Genomic DNA, 19,223 nt, shown 5'->3' with positions numbered 1-19,223 from the left:
GATACCGGGTGCGCCAGGCGCGCCAGCGGGCCGGCGGGGCCAGGCGGGCGAGGCGGGCCTTGAGGGGCGGGAGCGCGGTGGGTTCGGGTGCGTCGGGGTCGTCGGCGGACTGCGATGGCCGGCGGAAATGCGTGGTGACAGGCACCCGGAGGTCCTTCCGTACGTAACCCGGTGGACGGCGGGCCCGGCGAGGGGGCCGGGCCCGCCGTCCTGTCGTACGTTCGTCGAGAGCGGTGTGTTCACCCTGGGCGCGATGACGTCCGCATGGTGAAATCCGACGGCCTGTGGCAGCGTGATTCTCGCCACCTCTGATAGGGGTAGTGCTCAGATGAGCGGATCTTGCGCGATTCCACTTCTCCAAGGTGTGGCACTGAGTGCCATACCTTGATCGTTCATCGATCGAACTCAAACGTAGGTAACGATGCTCGGATGAGCGCTCGGCCACCCTTTCGGGAGTTCATTCGTTCAAGAAGTGAAAACACAAGTGGTCGGTCGCTTGCCAAGCCTTGACTTTCGATCCGCTGGCGGACGAGTGGTTACAGGCGTATGACGCGCAAGTGGACGTACCCAGGTGCCTTCGATCTGGGTACATTCCTCGCCGTCAGGGCAGCCACCGCGTCCTCGAGGAGTCGAGACCCGTGTCGGAAAACAAAGAACCCCAGGTAGCGAACGCGGCGAAGTTCGTTTACGACTTCACCGAGGGCAACAAGGACCTCAAGGACCTCCTCGGCGGCAAGGGTGCCAACCTCGCCGAGATGACCAACCTGGGTCTTCCGGTCCCTCCCGGCTTCACCATCACCACCGAGGCCTGCAAGACCTACCTCGACAGCGGCGAGGAGCCGGCGGCACTGCGTGACGAGGTGAGCGCGCACCTCGACGCCCTCGAAGAGAAGATGGGCAAGAAGCTCGGCCAGGCCGACGACCCCCTCCTCGTGTCGGTCCGCTCCGGAGCCAAGTTCTCCATGCCCGGCATGATGGACACGGTCCTCAACATCGGCCTCTCCGACAAGTCCGTGCAGGGCCTGGCCAAGCAGGCCGGCGACGACCGCTTCGCCTGGGACTCCTACCGGCGCCTGATCCAGATGTTCGGCAAGACCGTCCTCGGCGTCGACGGCGACCTCTTCGAGGAGGCGCTGGAGGCGGCGAAGGCGGCCAAGAAGGTCACGGTCGACACCGAGCTGGAGGCGGCCGACCTCAAGAAGCTCGTCACCAAGTTCAAGAAGATCGTCAAGACGGAGGCGGGCCGGGACTTCCCGCAGGACCCGCGCGAGCAGATGGACCTCGCCATCAAGGCCGTCTTCGACTCCTGGAACGGCGAGCGCGCCAAGCTCTACCGCCGCCAGGAGCGCATCCCGCACGACCTCGGTACCGCCGTCAACGTCTGCTCCATGGTCTTCGGCAACCTGGGCCCCGACTCCGGCACCGGCGTCGCCTTCACCCGCGACCCCGCCTCCGGCCACCAGGGCGTCTACGGCGACTACCTCCAGAACGCCCAGGGCGAGGACGTCGTCGCGGGCATCCGCAACACCGTCGCCCTCGCCGAGCTGGAGTCGATCGACAAGAAGTCGTACGACCAGCTGATGAAGATCATGGAGACGCTGGAGAACCACTACCTGGACCTCTGCGACATCGAGTTCACCATCGAGCGCGGCCAGCTGTGGATGCTCCAGACCCGCGTCGGCAAGCGCACCGCGGGCGCGGCCTTCCGCATCGCCACCCAGCTCGTCGACCAGGGCCTGATCGACGAGGCGGAGGCCCTCCAGCGGGTCAACGGCGCCCAGCTCGCGCAGCTGATGTTCCCGCGCTTCGACGACGACGCCAAGGTCGAGAAGGTCGGCCGGGGCATCGCCGCCTCGCCGGGCGCGGCGGTCGGCAAGGCGGTCTTCGACTCGTACACGGCCGTGAAGTGGTCCCGGTCCGGCGAGAAGGTCATCCTGGTGCGCCGCGAGACCAACCCCGACGACCTGGACGGCATGATCGCCGCCGAGGGCATCCTGACCTCGCGCGGCGGCAAGACCTCCCACGCGGCCGTCGTCGCGCGCGGCATGGGCAAGACCTGTGTCTGCGGCGCGGAGGAGCTGGAGGTCGACACCAAGCGCCGCCGGATGACCGTCCCGGGCGGGCACGTCGTGGAAGAGGGCGACGTCATCTCCATCGACGGCTCCTCCGGCAAGGTCTACCTGGGCGAGGTCCCCGTCGTGCCGTCCCCGGTCGTCGAGTACTTCGAGGGCCGCATGCACGCCGGCGCCGAGGACGCCGACGAGCTGGTCGAGGCCGTGCACCGCATCATGGCCTTCGCCGACCGCAAGCGCCGGCTGCGGGTACGCGCCAACGCCGACAACGCCGAGGACGCGCTGCGCGCCCGCCGCTTCGGCGCCCAGGGCATCGGCCTGTGCCGCACCGAGCACATGTTCCTCGGCGACCGGCGCGAGCTGGTGGAGCGGCTCATCCTCGCGGACACGGAGGCCGAGCGCGAGGAGTCCCTGAAGGCGCTGCTCCCGCTCCAGAAGCGGGACTTCGTCGAACTGTTCGAGGCGATGGACGGCCTCCCGGTCACCGTCCGCCTCCTGGACCCGCCGCTGCACGAGTTCCTGCCGGACATCACCGAGCTGTCGGTGCGCGTCGCGCTCGCCGAGTCCCGCCAGGAGCCGCACGAGAACGAGCTGCGCCTGCTCCAGGCCGTGCACCGCCTGCACGAGCAGAACCCGATGCTGGGCCTGCGCGGCGTCCGTCTCGGCCTGGTCATCCCCGGCCTGTTCACGATGCAGGTCCGCGCCATCGCGGAGGCCGCGGCCGAGCGCAAGGCGGCCAAGGGCGACCCGCGCGCCGAGATCATGATCCCGCTGGTCGGCACCGTCCAGGAACTGGAGATCGTCCGCGACGAGGCCGACCAGGTCATCGCCGAGGTCGAGGCCGCCACGGGGGCGAAGCTCAAGCTGTCGATCGGCACGATGATCGAACTGCCGCGCGCCGCGCTGACGGCCGGACAGATCGCCGAGGCCGCGGAGTTCTTCTCCTTCGGCACCAACGACCTGACCCAGACCGTGTGGGGCTTCAGCCGCGACGACGTCGAGGCCAGCTTCTTCACGGCCTACCTGGAGAAGGGCATCTTCGGCGTCTCCCCGTTCGAGACGATCGACAAGGACGGCGTGGGCTCCCTGGTCGCCGCCGCCGCGAAGGCCGGCCGCGCCACCCGCCCCGACCTGAAGCTCGGCGTCTGCGGCGAGCACGGCGGCGACCCCGAGTCGGTCCACTTCTTCCACGAGGTCGGCCTGGACTACGTCTCCTGCTCCCCGTTCCGGATTCCGGTTGCCCGGCTGGAGGCCGGCCGGGCGGCGTCGCAGTCGAAGGGCAGCGACCACCGGTAGGCCCCTGGGAGGGCCCAGAGCCCCGGAGCCGCCGTCTGTCACCCGACCACCCTCACCGATCGGCGGCGGCTCCGGTTCACGGGAAAGGGCGGCACCCTGTGCGGGGGTGCCGCCTCCCGCGTTCACCCGCTGTTTGTGACGCGTTCCATGGTGTGAATCCCTGTGCATTGAGCAGCAGCAAGCTGTCAGCGAAGTTCGAGCGCCCTGGCAGCGGACAGCGGCCCACACCGGAACGGTGGTTGGATGACCTCGACGGATCACAGGGAGACCGCCGGTACGACCGCCACGCGCGGGGGCGAGCAGGCGTCCGGAGTGCCGAGCCCCCGGGCCGCCGCCGAGGCGAAGGTGCCCGAGGCCGGGCCCCCCGTCCGCAGGGACCGGCTCGCGGCGCTCGACGGACTGCGGTTCCTGGCGGCCCTGGCCGTGGTCTTCTTCCACTTCGTCGGCCAGGCGCCCTCCACGATGCAGACCATCTGGGGCCGCCCCGTCGGAGACGTGTTCCCCGAGGCCCACGGCTACTTCGCGTTCGGCCGGCTCGGCGTCGAACTGTTCTTCCTGATCAGCGGTTTCGTCATCTGCATGAGCGCGTGGGGGCGCACCCCGCGCGACTTCTTCATCTCCAGGGTCACCCGGCTGTACCCGATGTACTGGGCGGCGATCGCGATCACCGCGTGCGTGATCTACTTCGCGGACAACCCGTTCGGGCACCCGCCCCCGCGCGTGCTGTTCGCCAACCTCACGATGCTGCAGACGCCGCTCGGTGTGGAGCACCTCGACTCCGTCTACTGGACGCTCTGGCCCGAGCTGTGCTTCTACCTCACCTTCGCGGTGGTGGTGTGGAAGGGCCTGACCTACCAGCGCGTGGTGATCTACTGCGGGCTGTGGACGGTCGCCGCGGTGCTGGCGCCCAGCGCCGGCATCCGGCTGCTGACACTGCTGGTCAACCCGCCGTCCGCCCCGTACTTCATCGCGGGCATGGCCTTCTACCTCATGTACCGCTACCGGCCGACGCCGCTGCTCTGGGGCATCGTCGCCATGTCGTGGCTGGTGGCGCTGCACTACCTGCTGACGCCCGACGGGGGCCGCCTCAACTGGGACTCCTGGGCGCCGGGGCGCGCCTGGCTGGTCCTGGTGATCACGTTCTTCTTCCTGCTGATCGCCGCCGTCGCCCTCGGCTGGACCAGCCGGATCCGCTGGCGCGGGCTGACCGTGGCGGGCACGCTGACCTTCCCGCTGTACCTGCTGCACGACGCCATCGGCGTGAACGTCCTGCACCGCTTCGGCGACCGCGCCGACCCCTGGGTCGTGGTCGGGCTCACGGTGGCCGGCCTGGTCGCGCTGTCGTACGTCGTGCAGCGGTTCGTCGAGCGCCCCGTGGCGCGGGCCGCACGGCGCTGGCTGAGCAGCGCGGCGTTCAGCCTGAAGTCGCCGGCGCCCCGCCGCTGAGCGGACTGGGGCACGGGCGGACGGGGCCACCGGTGGACGGGGCCGCCGGTGGACGGGGCCGCCGGTGGACGGGCCACCGGCGGCCGTGGGCGGTGTCAGCCGGCGCCGTCGCTCCGGCGCCGCCGCGCGGCCAGCAGCAGTCCGCCGCCGGCGAGGACGACGGCCGCGCCGCCCGCCGCGATGTACGGCGTGGTGTCGTCGCCGCCGGTCTCGGCCAGGTCGGTGCCCTGCTGTCCGGCGGCCTCCTCCGCGCCGGCGTCGCCGTTCCCGGAGTTCTCGTCCTTCCCGGAGTCCCCGGAGCCGGCCCCGTCGTCGGTGTCCTGGTCGCCGGCGGGCACGAAGTCGGCGGGCGGCCGGTCGCAGCCGACGCCGTCCTTGTCGCGGTCCAGGTGCTCGCCGTAGTGCTTGTCACCCTTCTCGATGTCGGAGTAACCGGCGTCGTACGCCTCGGTGCAGTTCTCGAAGGGGTGGGTGCCTTCGTGCGCTTGGGCGGCGGCCGGCAGGGCGGCGAGGGCGAGCGCGGCGACGGCCACGGCGACGGGCTTGCGGAGCAGGTTCATCAAGAGTCCCGGGAATGGTGTGGATGGGTGGATATGAGGTGACGAACGTATTGAGGTGCAGTAGATGTGGTGGCGTTATGAAGGACTCGTGATGCGAACGTGACGTGACCGGACGGTAGCTCTCCGCTCCGGGCCGCGGGGCGCGTACGGTGAGTCTGGTCCGACCAGGGAAGGAGCCGTGGATGACCGGCTGGAACGTGGGCGACATGCCCGGCCTGGACGGGCGCGTCGCCGTCGTCACCGGCGCCAACAGCGGTCTCGGCTACGTCGTGGCCCGGGAACTGGCGCGCAAGGGGGCGAGCGTGGTCCTCGCCTGCCGCAGCGAGCGGCGGGGGAGCGAGGCCGTGGAGCGCCTCGTCGGCGAGGTGCCGGACGCCGCCGTGGAACTGGCGCGGCTGGACCTCGGGGACCTGGCCTCGGTCCGGGAGTTCGCGTACGGGCTGCCGTACGACCGGGTCGATCTCCTCGTCAACAACGCCGGGGTGATGGCGCTGCCCTACGGGACGACGACGGACGGCTTCGAGACCCAGTTCGGTGTCAACCACCTGGGCCACTTCGCCCTCACCGGGCTGCTGCTGCCGACCCTGCTCGCCACGCCGGGCGCCCGGATCGTGACCGTCTCCAGCTTCCTGCACGCGCTGGCCAACATCGATCCGCGCGACCTCAACAGCGTACGGCGGTACGGGCGCTGGACCGCCTACGCCCGTTCCAAGTCCGCCAACCTGCTCTTCACCCACGAACTGGCGCGGCGGCTCGCGGCACGGGACGGCGCTTCGGACGTACGTGCGATCGCCGCCCACCCGGGATACGCGGAGACCAACATCCAGACCGCCGGTCCCCGGGCCGAGGGGCGCCGGCTCGCCGAGCGGCTGATGGTGCTCGCCAACCGGGTCGTCGCCCAGCCCGCCGAGGCGGGCGCGCTGCCCGTCCTGTACGCGGCGACCGCGCCCGGCGTCCCCTCCGACTCCTTCACCGGCCCGTCCTTCGCGATGTGGCGCGGGGTGCCCGCACCGTCCTGGCGGGCGCCCTGGACCACCGACGACGCGATGGGGGAGCGGCTGTGGACCGCCTCCGAGCGGCTTACGGGGGTCACCTACGAGGCGCTGGGAGCCTGAACGCGCGCACCCGGCCGCCGCGACGGCGGCCGGGCCACGTTGCGGGCTACGCCCGGAACGGCCCGCGCACCTCGTAGGTGATCCCGCCGGAGGAGCTCCCGCTCGTCCCCCGCTGGCTGGAGAAGTACAGGCGCGTGCCGTCGGGCGAGAACGCCGGGCCCGTGATCTCCGAGCCCGACTGGCCGTCGACGCGCAGGAAGGGGGCGATCACGTCGCTCGGCGTGATCACGCAGATCTCCATGTTGCCGCCGTCCTCGGCCACGAACAGGTCGCCGGAGGAGCTGCCGGTGACGTTGTCCACGCCGGTCAGCGGGGCCGTGCCGGACGTCACCAGGGAGTCGTCGTAGGCCAGTTCGATGGTCTGGGCGGTCGCGTTGTACTGCCAGACGCGGTTGTCGCCCTTGGTGGTGAACCAGCAGGTGTCGTCGGCGTAGTGGCAGCCCTCGCCGCCGTTGAACCGCTTGGCGCCGGAGACCTGGCGGCGGGTGGCCGTGGCGCCGGACGGGTCGGGAACCCTCGCCCAGGTCACCGGCCCGCTGGTGGACGAGCCCGCGACCAGCACCTCCAGGGTGCCGGAGGACAGGTCGCCCCAGGTCGTCGGGCGGAAGCGGTAGAAGCAGCCGTCGCTCACGTCCTCCGTCAGGTACACGACCTCGCGCACCGGGTCGGCCGCCGCCGCCTCGTGCTTGAAGCGGCCCATGGCATCCCGCCGCACCGCGGCCTTCACACCCCACGGGTCGGTCTCGTAGACGTAGCCCCGGTCCACCTCCTCGCAGGACAGCCAGGTGTTCCACGGGGTCCGGCCGCCCGCGCAGTTCTGCCGGGTGCCGGACAGGACGCGGTACGCCGACGTGACCGCCCCGGTGGACGAGAACCGCACCGCGCTCGCGCCGCCGGAGGGGTTGATCTCCGAGTTGGAGACGTAGATCCAGCCGGCTCCGTCCGCGTAACAGGCGCCGCCGTCCGGCGCGTTGTGCCAGGTGTACGAGGTGCCCGCGACCTTCTGGCCCGAGCGGGCGATCACCCTGCTCGTGAAGCCGGCGGGCAGCCTGATGCCGTTGGCGTCGGGCGCGCCGAGCGCCCCGTACGGGCCGCTGCCGGGCTGGGCGGGCGCGGCGTACGCGGCACCGCGCCACAGGGTTCCGCCGAGGACGGCCGAGCCGCCGACGATGGCCGTGCGCAGGAGGGTACGACGTTCCACTGCTGCCTCCGGGGGGTCATGACCGGCCCCGCCACCGGACGGCGGCGGGAACGTGCGGCTACGGACCCTAGGGCCGCTCGGTTGACAGCCCATGGACAATCAGTGACGGCCGGGCGGCGCGCCCTCTCAGCGGTCCACCGCCACCGCCGTGAACGTCGTCTCGGGCGTCTGCGGGCTGGTGAAGCGCGCGTTGACGAGGTAGAGGCGGTCGCCGAAACGGGCGGCGGTGGCGGGGACGTCGAAGCGGGGATCGGTGATCGTCCGGCGCAGGGTGGCCGTACCGGCGCGCGCGTCCAGGTCCCATACGCTGACCAGATCGAGCCGGTTCTGGACGACGTACAGCGTGCGGCCGACCCGGACCAGGCCGTCGCCGTGGACGACGTCGTCCACGCCGACCAGCCTGATCCGGGTGGCGCGGCCGGTCCGGAGGCTGACGCGGTACAACTCGCCCGCCGTCGTCCTGACGACGATCAGACCGCGCCCGTCGGGGGTGGCGACGACGCCGTTGGCGTTGATGACGTCCGGCGTCTGCTCCCAGTCGCCGGTGAGCGGCAGGGCGCGCACGCCGCCGCGCCTGCCGCGCGGGACGCCGTACAGGACGGGCCCGTACGAGTCGGTGAACCAGGCGCGGTCGCCGAGCAGCGCCACGTCGTTGACGAAGTGGCCGGTCGCTCCGGTGAGCTGGTGGGTGCGCAGCAGCCTGCCGGTGCGTGAGTCGACGATCCGCGCGGTTCCGCCGCTGCCCCCGGCGACGTACAGCAGGCCGTCGTGGTCCAGCTTCAGGCCGATGGCGGCGAGGCCCGTGCCGCCCTCGTGGACGACGCGGCCCGCGCCGGTGCGCAGGTCGGCGCGGTAGACGGCGCCGTCGGCGCGCGAGCCCAGGTAGGCGTACGGCCCGCGCCCGATGGTGATGCCCTCGGGCAGCCAGCCGTCGGGCAGCGGGAAGAGGGTCGGCCACGTCGCCTCGCGGGCGGCGGCCCCGGCGGCCCCGGCGGGGGCGGTACCGGCGGCCACCGCCAACGCCGCGCCCGCGGCACCGCCGAGCACCGCGCGCCGGGACGGCCGGGGGTCGTTACGAGTCATGGCGGGCCTCCGTGGGAGAAGGGCGTGGGACTCGATGAAAGCCGACGGCCGAGGCGTTTTCGAGGCGCCGGCCGGGTTTGGCGGGAAACCGACAGCCGCCCCGGGAGAGGCCGAGGGGGAGCGTCAGGCCGTCTGCCCGCCGTCCACCACCAGGTCGGTGCCCACCACCGACGCCGCGTCGTCCGACGCCAGGTACAGCACCGCCGCCGCGACCTCCGCCACCGCCGAGACCCGGCCGAGCGGCGTCTCGCTCCGCATCCGCTCCGCCCGCCCCGCCTCCGTCTCGCCGGGCCGAAGGGACATGGAGGTCGCCGTGGCGCCCGGGCTGACGGCGTTGATGCGGACCCCCTCCCCGACGTGGTCCAGGGCGGCGCCCCGCGTGAGCGCCGAGACGGCCGCCTTGGTGGCCGCGTAGGCGGTGGCGCCCGGGCTGCGCTTGTGCGCACCGAAGGTGGAGGCGATGTTCACGATCGCGCCGCCGCCCGGCTGGGTGCGCATCCGGCGGACCTGCGCCTGGAGGGCGAGGAAGACGCCGGTGACGTTGATGTCGAGTTGCGTGTGCCAGTCCTCCTCGGGCAGATCGGCCACGGCGACTCCGCCGCGGAAGACGCCCGCGTTGTTGACGGCCACGTCGAGGGAGCCGAAGTGATCGACGGCGGCGTCCACCACGCTCCGTACGTCGGCGGCACGGGAGACGTCGGCGGTGACGGCCAGTGCCTTGCCGCCGGCCGCCTCGACCAGGGCCACCGTCTCGTCGAGCGGCTCTCGCCCGCGCCCGGTGACGACGACGTGCGCGCCCTCGGCGGCGAGGGCCAGGGCGACGGCCCGTCCGATGCCGGAGCCCGCCCCGGTGACGAGGGCGGTCCTGCCGGTGAAGCGCTGGGTGGTCATGAATCTCCCCTTTTTCTTGACCGATCGGTTCATTATGAGGTCAGCGGAACACCCCTCCGGAGAGGGGCCGGTGCCTCAGTCGAGCAGCGCGAGCGCCTGTTCCGCCGCGTCCCGCACCCGGGCCGGGTCCGGCGACGCCTTCCCGACCACCCGCAGCCCCTGGAGCAGTACCAGCAGCATGCGGGCGAGGGCCAGCGGGTCACGGCCGGCGGGCAGTTCGCCCTGGGCGCGGGCCCGGACCAGCGTCGAGTGCAGCACGGTCTCCAGCTGGTCCCAGTTGCGCTCGACCCGCCGCGCGGCGACCGGGTCGTGCGGGGCCAGTTCGGCCGCGGTGTTCGTGACGAAGCAGCCGCGTTCCCGCAGTTCCTCGGCGGCCGCCTCGGCGGCGTAGCGGCGCACCAGGGACCGTACGCCCGGCAGGGCCGGGCCCGGCCGGGCGAGTTCCGCCAGCAGTTCTGGGAGCAGTCCTTGCTCGTAGCGTTCCAGCGCCTTCAGGTACAGCTCGTGCTTGTTGCCGAAGGTCGCGTAGATGCTGGCGCGCCCGATGCCGAGATGCTCGACGAGGTCGGACATCGACGTCGCCTCGTAGCCGCGCCGCCAGAACAGCTCCAGGGCCGCCCGCAGCGCGGCGTCCGGATCGAACTCCTTGGTCCTGGCCACGCGTCGCAGCCTAGACCTATCTGAAACGATCAGTCAACAATGGTGGTCTCAGGCCGCCTTCACCTCGTACGTCTCCACCCGCACCGCCTCGTCGTCCAGGCACTGACCGGTCGCCAGGTCGAAGCGCTGCTTGAGCAGCGGGGAGGCGACGAAGGGGCGGCCCCGGTGGGTGCCGGTCAGGCCGCGGGAGAGGACCGCCGCCCCGGTGAACGGGTCCCGGTTGTCGATGGCGTACAGCTCGCCGCCCCGGTCGCGGAACAGGGCCACCTGGCCGCCGTCCGGCAGCAGGGCCGCGACGCCCCGGCCCGGGAGCAGGGCGCCGAGGTCGCAGGCCGTGAACCAGTCGTCCGTCAGGCGCAGGCGTACCTTCAGGTCGGTCGTCTCGGGTGCCAGGGTCATCGCCGGGTGCTTCCTTCCAGGAGGTCGTTCCCGAGGTCTTCCTCGGTGCGCCGCAGGCCGATGCTCAGCAGCGGCAGGTCGGGCTTCATCTGGTCGCGCTCGGGCACGAAGCCCACGACCGGGTCGGGGGTGTCGGGCGCGTTCACGAAGGACACGAACCGGGCCAGCTTCTCGGGGTCGTTGATGGTCTCGGCCCATTCGTCGCGGTAGTGCGAGACGTGGGCGCGCATCAGGGACTCCAGCTCGTCGCAGATGCCGAGCGAGTCGTGCACGACGACGTCCCGTACGTGGTCCAGGCCGCCGGGGATGCGCTCCAGCCAGGTGGAGGTGCGCTCCAGCTTGTCGGCGGTGCGGATGTAGAACATCAGGAACCGGTCGATCAGGCGGACCAGTTCGGCGTCGGAGAGGTCCTGCGCGAGCAGGTCCGCGTGGCGCGGGGTGGCGCCGCCGTTGCCGCCGACGTAGAGGTTCCAGCCGTTGGACGTGGCGATCACGCCGAAGTCCTTGGACTGGGCCTCGGCGCACTCGCGGGCGCACCCGGAGACCGCCGACTTCAGCTTGTGCGGGGAGCGCAGGCCCCGGTAGCGCAGCTCCAGGTCGATCGCCATGCGCACGGAGTCCTGGACGCCGTAGCGGCACCAGGTCTGGCCGACGCAGGACTTCACCGTGCGCAGCGACTTGCCGTACGCGTGCCCGGACTCGAAGCCGGCGTCCACCAGCCGGGCCCAGATCACCGGGAGCTGCTCGACGCGGGCGCCGAACATGTCGATGCGCTGGCCGCCGGTGATCTTCGTGTAGAGCCCGAAGTCCCGGGCGATCTCGCCGATGACGATCAGCTTCTCGGGGGCGATCTCGCCGCCGGGGATGCGCGGGACGACGGAGTACGAGCCGTTCTTCTGGAGGTTGGCCAGGAAGTGGTCGTTGGTGTCCTGGAGGGCCGCCTGCTCGCCCTCCAGGACGTAGCCGCTCGCGCCGATCGCCGGGGCGAGGGAGGCGATGATCGAGCCGATCGCCGGCTTGCAGACCTCGCAGCCGTCACCGCCCCGGGCGCCCTCCCGGCCGTGCCGGTCCAGCAGCTCGCGGTAGGAGGTGATCCGCAGGGCGCGGACGATCTCGTACAGCTCCTCGCGGGTCTGGGCGAAGCAGCCGCACAGGCCCTTGTCGACCTCGACGCCGCTCGCCTCCAGCTCGGCGGTGACCAGCTGGCCGAGCACCTTGACGCAGGAGCCGCAGCCGGTGCCGGCCTTGGTGCACTTCTTCACCTCGGGCACGGTCGTGCAGGAGTGCTCCGTCACCGCGCCGCGGATCGTGCCCTTGGTGACGTTGTGGCAGGAGCAGATCACCGCGTCGTCGGGCAGCGCGGACGGGCCCAGCTGGGCCGGGGCTCCCGCGCCCGCCGGCAGCACGAGGGACTCGGGGGAGACCGGCGGAACGGACCCGGTGAAGGCGCGCAGCGTGCCGTACGCCTCCGCGTCGCCGACCAGGATGCCGCCGAGCAGCGTGCCGTCGCGGCCGACGACCAGCTTCTTGTACAGGCCCGCGCGGGAGTCGGAGTAGACGACGTCCAGGCAGTCCTCGGCGGTGCCGTGCGCGTCGCCGAAGGACGCCACGTCCACGCCGAGCAGCTTCAGCTTGGTGGACAGGTCGGCACCGGTGAAGGACGCTTCGTCGGCGGCGATCGTCGCGGCGGCCGTCTCGGCCTGCTCGTAACCGGGCGCCACCAGCCCGTACACCCGCCCGTCGGACGCCAGCGCGCACTCGCCGATCGCGAACACGTGGGCGTCGGTGACCGTGCGGCACTGCTCGTCGACGCTGATGCCGCCGCGCTCGCCGACCGCCAGTCCGCAGTCGCGGGCCAGCTGGTCGCGGGGGCGGACACCGGCGCTGAAGACCACCAGGTCGGTGGCGAGTTCGGAACCGTCCGACAGCTTCATGCCGGTGACGGTGCCCGACGCGTCGTCGACCAGGATCTCCTGCGTGCCGACGCCCGTGTGGACGGACAGGCCCATGCCCTCGATGGTGCGCAGCAGCGCGGCGCCGCCGCCCTCGTCGACCTGGACCGGCATCAGGCGGGGCGCGAACTCCACGATGTGCGAGGTGAGCCCGAGGCCCTTGAGCGCGCCGGCCGCCTCCAGGCCGAGGAGTCCGCCGCCGACCACCGCGCCGGTCGTCGCGGTCTTCGCGTACTCCTCGATGGCGAGCAGGTCCTCGATCGTCCGGTAGACGAAGCAGCCCTCGGCGTCCTTGCCGGGGACCGGCGGGACGAAGGGGTAGGAGCCGGTGGCGAGCACGAGGACGTCGTAGTCGACGACCAGCCCGGAGCGGGCGGTCACCTTGCGCGCGTCCCGGTCGACGGTCACCGCGGGGTCGCCGACGCGCAGCTCGATGCCGTGCTCGTCGATGAAGGCCATGTCGGTCATCGACAGGTCGTCGGGGGTCTTGCCCGAGAAGTACGAGGTGAGCTGGACGCGGTCGTAGGCGGGGCGCGGCTCCTCGCACAGCACGACCACGCGGTGCGTGGCGGTCAGGCCGCGCTCGGCGAGCGCTTCGAGGAAGCGCTGGCCGACCATGCCGTGGCCGACGAGCACGATGGTGGGGGTGGGCCCCGGGGTGGCGGTCATCAGGAGCCTCCGTCATTGGTGAGCAGGTGGAGCAGGGGGCCGCCGTCGGACGGGAGCGGCTCTGCTCCCTCCCAGGCGCGCGCCAGCGCGCCGACGGTGCCGAGTTCGCCGACCAGGACCCCGCCGACCAGCCGGTCGTCGCGGACGACGACCTTGCGGTAGGTGCCCCGGGTGGCGTCGGCGAGCTGCACGACGTCGTCGCCGGGGCGGGGGTCGGTCTCGCCGAACGCGGCGAGGTCGAAGGGGCTGTCGGGCCCGAAGGGGCTGCCGGGCCCGGTGAGGGTGAGCCGGGTCAGGGAGCGGGTGCCGGTGTAGCGGGCGGCCGGGTCGTCCCCGGCGAGCAGCTCGGCGAGCGCGCCGGCCTGTTCGAGGGCGGGCGCGGCCAGCCCGTACACGCGCCCCGCGTGCTGGACGCAGTCCCCGACGGCGCGGATGTGCGGGTCGGAGGTGCGCAGCTCGTCGTCGACGACCACGCCCTTGGCGACCTCCAGCCCCGCCGCCTGCGCGAGGCCGACGCGCGGCCGGACCCCGCAGGCGAGGACGACCAGGTCGGCGCCGAGCGCGTACCCGTCGGCCATCTCCACCGACCGCACCGCCCCGCCGACGCTGCGCACGTCCCGTACCCGGCACTCGGTGTGCACCTCGACGCCGAGGTCCTCCAGGTGCCGCCGCACGAGCGCGGAGGCGGCCGGGTCGAGCTGGCGCTCCATGAGCCGCTCGGACTGCTGGGCGAGGACGACCTGCGCGCCGCGCACGGCCAGCGCGCGGGCGGCGGAAACACCGAGCAGCCCGCCGCCGATGACGACCGCCCGCACCCCCGGCCGTACCGCCTTGGACAGCCCCAGGCAGTCGTCCATCGTCCGGAACGCGTGCACGCCCTCGGGCAGTTGGCGGTCCGGGGTGAACAGGCCGCGCAGGGGCGGCAGTACGGCGTTGGAGCCGGTGGCCAGGACCAGCGTGTCGTACGCGATCACCGAGCCGTCGGCGCACCGGACCGTCCGTCCGGCCCGGTCGACGCCGGTGACCCGGCCGCGCAGCAGCCCGGCGGGCGCCGGCAGGGCGATCACCTCGGGGCTGTACCGGCCGGCCAGCACCTCGGCGAGCAGCACCCGGTTGTACGGGCGGTGCTCCTCGTCGCCGACCAGCAGCGCGGGCGTGCCCAGCTCACCGAGCCGCCGGGCGAGCGCCACGCCCGCGAGTCCGGCGCCGATCACCACCACACGCGTATTCGAGGTCATGCAACGAGCGTGCGGTGCGGGTGTTACCCGGTGGCATCGCGTCTGTTTCCCGCGGGGAACGCTGCCCTCAGCGGGGGCGCGGGGTGAGTGTGAGGGACGCGGGCAGGCCCTCGCACGGCCCCTCGCACCCGGCGGGCAACCTCAGAGGACCCTCATCTCGATGGACGGCACATCCATACCGTCCATAAGCTCGCGATCATGCCCGACATATCGCTGACCACGGTCGTCCTGCTCTGCCTCGCGGCCCTCGCGGCCGGCTGGATCGACGCCGTGGTCGGCGGTGGCGGACTCCTGCTGCTGCCGGCGCTGCTGCTCGGGCTGCCCGCCGGCACCCCGGCCGCGCACGCGCTGGGCACCAACAAGGCGGTCGCCATCGTCGGCACCACCGGCGCGGCGGTGACCTACGCGCGCAAGGCACCCGTGGACGTCCGCATGGCCGTCCGCATCGGCCTCGCGGCGCTGGCCGGGTCGTCGGGCGGGGCGTTCCTGGCGGCCGGGATGAGCACCGAGGTGCTCAAGCCGGTGATCATGGTCGTGCTGCTCGCGGTCGCGGCCTTCGTGATCCTCCGCCCCGCCTTCGGCACCGCCCCCGCCACCGGCCCGGCCACCCGCCGCCAGACCTTGGCCGCGATCGGCCTCGCGGGTCTCGGCATCGGCTTCTACGACGGTCTCGTCGGCCCGGGCACGGGGACCTTCCTGGTCCTGGCACTCACCGCACTCCTCCACCTGGACCTGGTGACCGCCTCCGCCACCGCGAAGATCGTCAACTGCTGCACCAACGCGGGCGCCCTCGCCACCTTCGCGTGGCAGGGCGCCGTGCTGTGGCAGCTGGCCGGCCTGATGGCCGTCTTCAACCTCGCCGGCGGCATGTTCGGCGCGCACACCGCCCTCAAGAAGGGCAGCGGCTTCGTCCGCGTCGTCCTGCTGACGGTGGTCTTCGCGCTGGTGGCGAACCTGGCCTACGAGCAGTGGGTGGCCTAGGAGGCGTCGTGGCCGTACGACAGGCCGTGCCCGGAGCGGAAGAGAATCCCGGCCGGGTCGTCGGCCCGCTGGATGGGCACGGGCAGCTTGCCGCGCGGCTCGACCCGGCCGGCGATCACCCGGGCCGCGGCGCGCAGTTCGACCTCCGTCCAGCAGTAGGAGACCAGTGAGGCCGGGACGTCGCCGAGGTGGGCGATGTCGTAGGGGTTGCGCACCGCGAGGTGGACGACGGGGACGCCCGTCGCGAGCAGCCGGGACACCAGGGTGCGCTGGGCGCTGGTGGCGCCGACGTTGTCGGTGGTGACCACCACCGCGTCCCGTCCCCGCGCGGCCGCCACGGCCTCGTCGATCTTCGCCGCGTCGGGCGCCCGGCCGGTGGCGAGGTGGGTGGTCCGGTAGCCCAGTTCGTCGAACGCCTTGGCCAGCTCGGGCACCGTGGTGCGGGTGTCGTCGGTCGGGAAGGCCGGGCTGGCGCCGACCACGAGCAGCTTCCGCTGCCCGCGGCGCAGCGGGAGCGCCCGGTCCTCGTTGACCAGCAGGGTGGTGGTGCGCTCGGCGATCCGGGCGGCGGCGAGCCGGTGCCCGCGGGCGCCGACGACCCGGTCGACCACCTTCGGGGAGACATAGGGGCTGCCGTCGAGCAGTCCGGCCTTGTCCTTGATCCGCAGGATGCGCAGGACCGATTCGTCGAGCCGGTCCTCGGTGATCTCTCCGCTGCGGACGGCGGCCAGGACGCCGTTGTAGGCGACGTCGATGTCGGGCGGGAACAGCAGTTGGTCGGCGCCGGCCTTGAGGGCGAGGACGGGCACGCGGTCGTCGCCGTACTTGGTACGCACGCCCTGCATGTTGAGGGCGTCGGTGACGATCACGCCGTCGAAGCCGAGTTCGTCGCGCAGCACGCCCTGGAGGATCGCGGGCGACAGGGTGGCCGGTTCGTTGCTGGGGTCGAGCGCGGGGACCTGGAGGTGCGCGGTCATGATCGAGTCGACACCGGCGGCGATCGCGGCCCTGAAGGGCGGGGCGTCGACGCGGTCCCACTCCTCTCGGGTGTGGGTGATCACGGGCAGTCCGGTGTGGCTGTCCTGCGCGGTGTCCCCGTGGCCCGGGAAATGCTTGGCGCAGGCCGCGACGCCGGCCCGCTGGTAGCCCGTCACCTGCGCCGCCACCATGCGACCGACCTCGCGGGCGTCGGCGCCGAAGGAGCGGACGTTGATGACGGGGTTGGCCGGGTTGACGTTGACGTCGGCGACCGGGGCGAAGTTCTGACGGATGCCCAGGGCGGCGAGTTCGGTGCCCGATATCCGTCCGGCGGTGCGCGCGTCGGACGGCGAGCGGCCCGCGCCGAGCGCCATCGCGCCCGGCAGCTGGGTGGCGCCGCCGCCGATGCGCACGTTGGCCCCGTGCTCCTGGTCGATGGAGATCAGGGAGGGGATGGGGGTGGGCAGCGCGAGCGAGGCCCGCTGCACCCCGTTCGTCAGGTCCGCGATCTGGCGGGGGTCCTGGATGTTGTTGGCCCAGCCGGAGAAATAGATGACACCGCCGATGTGGTACTTGGCGATGAGCTCGGCCACGGTGCGGACGCCGAGCTCCCTGAGGTTGCGGTCCTGGTCGAACTGGCTGGGAGAAGTCGCCGACGTACCGTAGAAGTACGGTACGAACAGCTGGCCGACCTTCGCCTCGACGCTCATCCTGGAGATGATCCTCTTGAGGCGGTGGCCGCGCTTGTGCGCGACCGCGGGGGCGGCCGTCACACCCACGACGCCCGACGCGCCCGCGGCGACCACGGTCGCGGAGGCGAGAACGGTTCGTCTGGACAGACTCCGGTCCTGCATGCGGACATGCTCCTTCCAGCCTTGCCCATCAAGGGAATTGAAGGAATGCGCAGTACTCCGAACAGCGGGAAAGGTAGCCCGCGGAGCACGGCAGGGCAATAGGTCTAGACAAAAGGCCTAGGCCTTCGCCGGGCCTCGCCGCAGATCCAGCAGCTCCACCATCCCGGTCGTGTCCTCCTCCCCGTGCCCCTCGGCGAGCCACCGCTCCATGAGCGCCGTGTACGGCGTCAGCAGCTCCGGGCTCACCCCCTGCTCCTCGGCCGTGCGCAGCAGCGTCGCGTTGCCCGCCACCTGCATGGCGAGGCTGGAGACGACGTCCTTGCCGTAGTCGCCGCTCTCCAGCTGCTCGGCGGCCAGGTGGACGGAGCCGGTCATGGCGCCGAGCCACGACACCAGCAGCGGCGCGAAGTCCTTGGGGGCGATGTCCTCCGGGCCGATCAGCGCGAAGGCGTGCGTGATGCCCGCGAACATGCCGCTCATCGCGCTCAGCAGCGCCACGTCGTGCAGCGCCGCGAACCCCGCGTCCTCGCCGACGTAACGCGTGGCGGCCGGGACGGCGAGGGTCTCCCGGTGCTCCTCGAACAACTCGGCGGAGCCGCTGTAGAAGACGTACGCGCCGGAACCGGCCTCCCCGATCATCGGCGGTACGGCCATGATCCCGCCGTCCAGGAAGCGGGCCCCGCGCGCCTCGGCCCAGGCGGCGCGGGCGCGGCCCTCGGCGGGTGTGCCGGTGGTGAGGTTCACCAGGTCCCGCCCGGTCAGGTCGGCCCCGTCCAGGGCCTCGCCGACCGAGGCGTCGTCGAGCAGGCAGGCGATCACCAGGCGGCTCGCGGCCACCGCCCCGGCCGCGCTCGCGGCGACCGTGGCGCCGTCGGCGGCGAGGGCCTCGGCGCGGGCCGGGGTGCGGTTCCAGACGGTCACGGGGTGTCCGGCGGCGAGCCAGGCGCGGACCAGGGCGGTGCCCATGGCGCCGGCGCCGAGGACGGTGAGCGGAATACGGGCGGTGGAAGTCTTGTCAGTCATGGAGATCAGATTCCGCCGGAGGCGACGACCCCTCAAGTACGTACTTCGAAGTGGGTGGTTACTGCGGGGGAAGCAAGCGGGCAGCGGGTGGGGACGGGGTGACGGGTATGGGTACGGTACGGCGGCCGGGGGCGTACGTCTGCGGGGTCGACGCGGCGATGGACGTGATCGACGGCAAGTGGAAGGTGCTGATCCTGTGGGCGCTCGGCGAAGGGGCGCACCGGTTCGGCGCGCTGCGCCGCGCGCTGCCGGGCGTGACGGAGAAGGTGCTCGCCGCGCAGCTGCGGGAGATGGAGGCCGACGGCATCGTGCACCGCGAGGAGTACTGCGAGGTGCCGCCGCGCGTCGAGTACTCGCTGACCGCCCGGGGCGCCGCCCTCAACGAGGCGCTGGCGCCGCTCGGCGCGTGGGGGAGGGCCAACGTGCTGAACGCGTCACCGGCCGCCGGTGAGGTGCGCGAAGACGACCACGTTCCCCTGGTACCCGGTACTGCGTGAGTAGTCGCCGCCGCAGGTGATGACGCGCAGCTCGGGCCGGTTCGCCGCGCCGTACACCTTCTCGTCGGGGAAGTCCTTCGCGGCGTACACCTCCACCGCGTCGACCGTGAACACCGCGACGCCTCCGTCGCGCCGGTCGACCTCGATCGTGGCGCCCTTCTCTAGGGCGCCGAGGCGGTAGAAGACGGCGGGGCCCTCGGCGTTGTCGACGTGCCCGGCGACGATCGCCGTGCCCGTCTCGCCCGGGGTGGTGCCGGCCTCGTACCAGCCGGCCAGGTTCTCCTCCTCGGCGGGCGGCACGTCGAGAC

Annotated in this window: 16 protein-coding genes; 5 read left to right on the top strand and 11 right to left on the bottom strand. The window is 72.4% G+C overall.

Annotation, left to right across the window (positions count from 1 at the left end; all coding sequences use genetic code 11):
- Positions 1-638 precede the first annotated feature (638 nt).
- Together ppdK and EBH09_RS11675 are read left to right on the top strand one after the other, a co-directional pair.
- Positions 639-3,368 carry a pyruvate, phosphate dikinase gene (ppdK, locus tag EBH09_RS11680; RefSeq protein ID WP_121746921.1) on the top strand — a complete coding sequence of 910 codons (2,730 nt, stop codon included), beginning with the start codon at positions 639-641 and terminating at the stop codon, positions 3,366-3,368.
- A gap of 243 nt (positions 3,369-3,611) precedes the next feature.
- On the top strand, positions 3,612-4,814 hold the full coding sequence (locus EBH09_RS11675; RefSeq protein ID WP_121746920.1) for an acyltransferase: 1,203 nt from the start codon (positions 3,612-3,614) through the stop codon (positions 4,812-4,814).
- Positions 4,815-4,909: 95 nt separating this feature from the next.
- Here EBH09_RS11675 and EBH09_RS11670 read toward each other — a convergent pair whose 3' ends face one another.
- Complete coding sequence (locus tag EBH09_RS11670; RefSeq protein WP_121746919.1) at positions 4,910-5,374, bottom strand: excalibur calcium-binding domain-containing protein; 465 nt, start codon at positions 5,372-5,374, stop codon at positions 4,910-4,912.
- 182 nt (positions 5,375-5,556) lie between these two features.
- On the opposite strand from EBH09_RS11670, the gene EBH09_RS11665 reads away from it, so the two are divergent.
- Positions 5,557-6,489 carry an oxidoreductase gene (locus EBH09_RS11665; protein ID WP_121746918.1) on the top strand — a complete coding sequence of 311 codons (933 nt, stop codon included), beginning with the start codon at positions 5,557-5,559 and terminating at the stop codon, positions 6,487-6,489.
- Between the two features lie 46 nt (positions 6,490-6,535).
- On the opposite strand, the gene EBH09_RS11660 is transcribed toward EBH09_RS11665, so the two are convergent.
- From EBH09_RS11660 to EBH09_RS11630, 7 genes are all read right to left on the bottom strand, one after another.
- A complete protein-coding gene (locus EBH09_RS11660) occupies positions 6,536-7,690 on the bottom strand; it encodes an alkaline phosphatase PhoX (RefSeq protein WP_121746917.1) in 1,155 nt (384 codons plus the stop codon).
- Positions 7,691-7,816: 126 nt separating this feature from the next.
- Complete coding sequence (locus EBH09_RS11655) at positions 7,817-8,773, bottom strand: superoxide dismutase (protein ID WP_121746916.1); 957 nt, start codon at positions 8,771-8,773, stop codon at positions 7,817-7,819.
- A gap of 123 nt (positions 8,774-8,896) precedes the next feature.
- Complete coding sequence (locus EBH09_RS11650; protein WP_121746915.1) at positions 8,897-9,664, bottom strand: glucose 1-dehydrogenase; 768 nt, start codon at positions 9,662-9,664, stop codon at positions 8,897-8,899.
- 75 nt (positions 9,665-9,739) lie between these two features.
- Entirely contained in the window at positions 9,740-10,324 is a 585-nt protein-coding gene (locus tag EBH09_RS11645; protein ID WP_121746914.1) for a TetR/AcrR family transcriptional regulator, read from the bottom strand.
- A 48-nt stretch (positions 10,325-10,372) separates the two neighbouring features.
- The gene (gene nirD, locus EBH09_RS11640) at positions 10,373-10,723 is read right to left on the bottom strand and encodes a nitrite reductase small subunit NirD (protein WP_121746913.1); all 351 of its coding nucleotides are present in this window, start codon (positions 10,721-10,723) and stop codon (positions 10,373-10,375) included.
- Positions 10,720-13,344 carry a nitrite reductase large subunit NirB gene (gene nirB / locus EBH09_RS11635; RefSeq protein ID WP_121746912.1) on the bottom strand — a complete coding sequence of 875 codons (2,625 nt, stop codon included), beginning with the start codon at positions 13,342-13,344 and terminating at the stop codon, positions 10,720-10,722. The genes nirD and nirB overlap by 4 nt, the downstream gene beginning before the upstream one ends.
- On the bottom strand, positions 13,344-14,582 hold the full coding sequence (locus EBH09_RS11630) for an FAD-dependent oxidoreductase (protein WP_121746911.1): 1,239 nt from the start codon (positions 14,580-14,582) through the stop codon (positions 13,344-13,346). The genes nirB and EBH09_RS11630 overlap by 1 nt, the downstream gene beginning before the upstream one ends.
- A gap of 198 nt (positions 14,583-14,780) precedes the next feature.
- On the opposite strand from EBH09_RS11630, the gene EBH09_RS11625 reads away from it, so the two are divergent.
- A complete protein-coding gene (locus EBH09_RS11625) occupies positions 14,781-15,563 on the top strand; it encodes a TSUP family transporter (RefSeq protein ID WP_121746910.1) in 783 nt (260 codons plus the stop codon).
- Here EBH09_RS11625 and EBH09_RS11620 read toward each other — a convergent pair.
- Together EBH09_RS11620 and EBH09_RS11615 are read right to left on the bottom strand one after the other, a co-directional pair.
- On the bottom strand, positions 15,560-17,395 hold the full coding sequence (locus EBH09_RS11620) for a glycoside hydrolase family 3 protein (protein ID WP_121746909.1): 1,836 nt from the start codon (positions 17,393-17,395) through the stop codon (positions 15,560-15,562). The genes EBH09_RS11625 and EBH09_RS11620 overlap by 4 nt on opposite strands.
- A 117-nt stretch (positions 17,396-17,512) precedes the next feature.
- Positions 17,513-18,418 carry an NAD(P)-binding domain-containing protein gene (locus EBH09_RS11615; protein WP_121746908.1) on the bottom strand — a complete coding sequence of 302 codons (906 nt, stop codon included), beginning with the start codon at positions 18,416-18,418 and terminating at the stop codon, positions 17,513-17,515.
- A gap of 107 nt (positions 18,419-18,525) precedes the next feature.
- On the opposite strand from EBH09_RS11615, the gene EBH09_RS11610 reads away from it, so the two are divergent.
- A complete protein-coding gene (locus EBH09_RS11610; RefSeq protein WP_121746907.1) occupies positions 18,526-18,915 on the top strand; it encodes a helix-turn-helix domain-containing protein in 390 nt (129 codons plus the stop codon).
- Here EBH09_RS11610 and EBH09_RS11605 read toward each other — a convergent pair.
- Positions 18,853-19,223 (bottom strand): class F sortase (locus EBH09_RS11605; protein ID WP_153182647.1); only part of this gene is annotated, 371 nt, incomplete at its 5' end. The two genes, EBH09_RS11610 and EBH09_RS11605, sit on opposite strands and share 63 nt — an antisense overlap.

The sequence above is a fragment of the Streptomyces sp. E2N166 genome (assembly GCF_003671715.1).
In the GTDB taxonomy this organism is placed as follows: domain Bacteria; phylum Actinomycetota; class Actinomycetes; order Streptomycetales; family Streptomycetaceae; genus Streptomyces; species Streptomyces thinghirensis.
The sequence above is the reverse complement of the archived record's forward strand: the minus strand, read 5'-3'. Positions and strand labels throughout refer to the sequence as shown.

Coding starts and splice junctions, on each gene's coding strand:
- EBH09_RS11665 (WP_121746918.1), top strand. CDS start 5,557: ATGACCGGCTGGAACGTGGGCGACATGCCCGGCCTGGACGGGCGCGTC.
- EBH09_RS11610 (WP_121746907.1), top strand. CDS start 18,526: ATGGGTACGGTACGGCGGCCGGGGGCGTACGTCTGCGGGGTCGACGCG.
- EBH09_RS11655 (WP_121746916.1), bottom strand. CDS start 8,773: ATGACTCGTAACGACCCCCGGCCGTCCCGGCGCGCGGTGCTCGGCGGT.
- EBH09_RS11630 (WP_121746911.1), bottom strand. CDS start 14,582: ATGACCTCGAATACGCGTGTGGTGGTGATCGGCGCCGGACTCGCGGGC.
- nirB (WP_121746912.1), bottom strand. CDS start 13,344: ATGACCGCCACCCCGGGGCCCACCCCCACCATCGTGCTCGTCGGCCAC.
- EBH09_RS11625 (WP_121746910.1), top strand. CDS start 14,781: ATGCCCGACATATCGCTGACCACGGTCGTCCTGCTCTGCCTCGCGGCC.
- EBH09_RS11650 (WP_121746915.1), bottom strand. CDS start 9,664: ATGACCACCCAGCGCTTCACCGGCAGGACCGCCCTCGTCACCGGGGCG.
- EBH09_RS11670 (WP_121746919.1), bottom strand. CDS start 5,374: ATGAACCTGCTCCGCAAGCCCGTCGCCGTGGCCGTCGCCGCGCTCGCC.
- EBH09_RS11615 (WP_121746908.1), bottom strand. CDS start 18,418: ATGACTGACAAGACTTCCACCGCCCGTATTCCGCTCACCGTCCTCGGC.
- nirD (WP_121746913.1), bottom strand. CDS start 10,723: ATGACCCTGGCACCCGAGACGACCGACCTGAAGGTACGCCTGCGCCTG.
- EBH09_RS11620 (WP_121746909.1), bottom strand. CDS start 17,395: ATGCAGGACCGGAGTCTGTCCAGACGAACCGTTCTCGCCTCCGCGACC.
- EBH09_RS11675 (WP_121746920.1), top strand. CDS start 3,612: ATGACCTCGACGGATCACAGGGAGACCGCCGGTACGACCGCCACGCGC.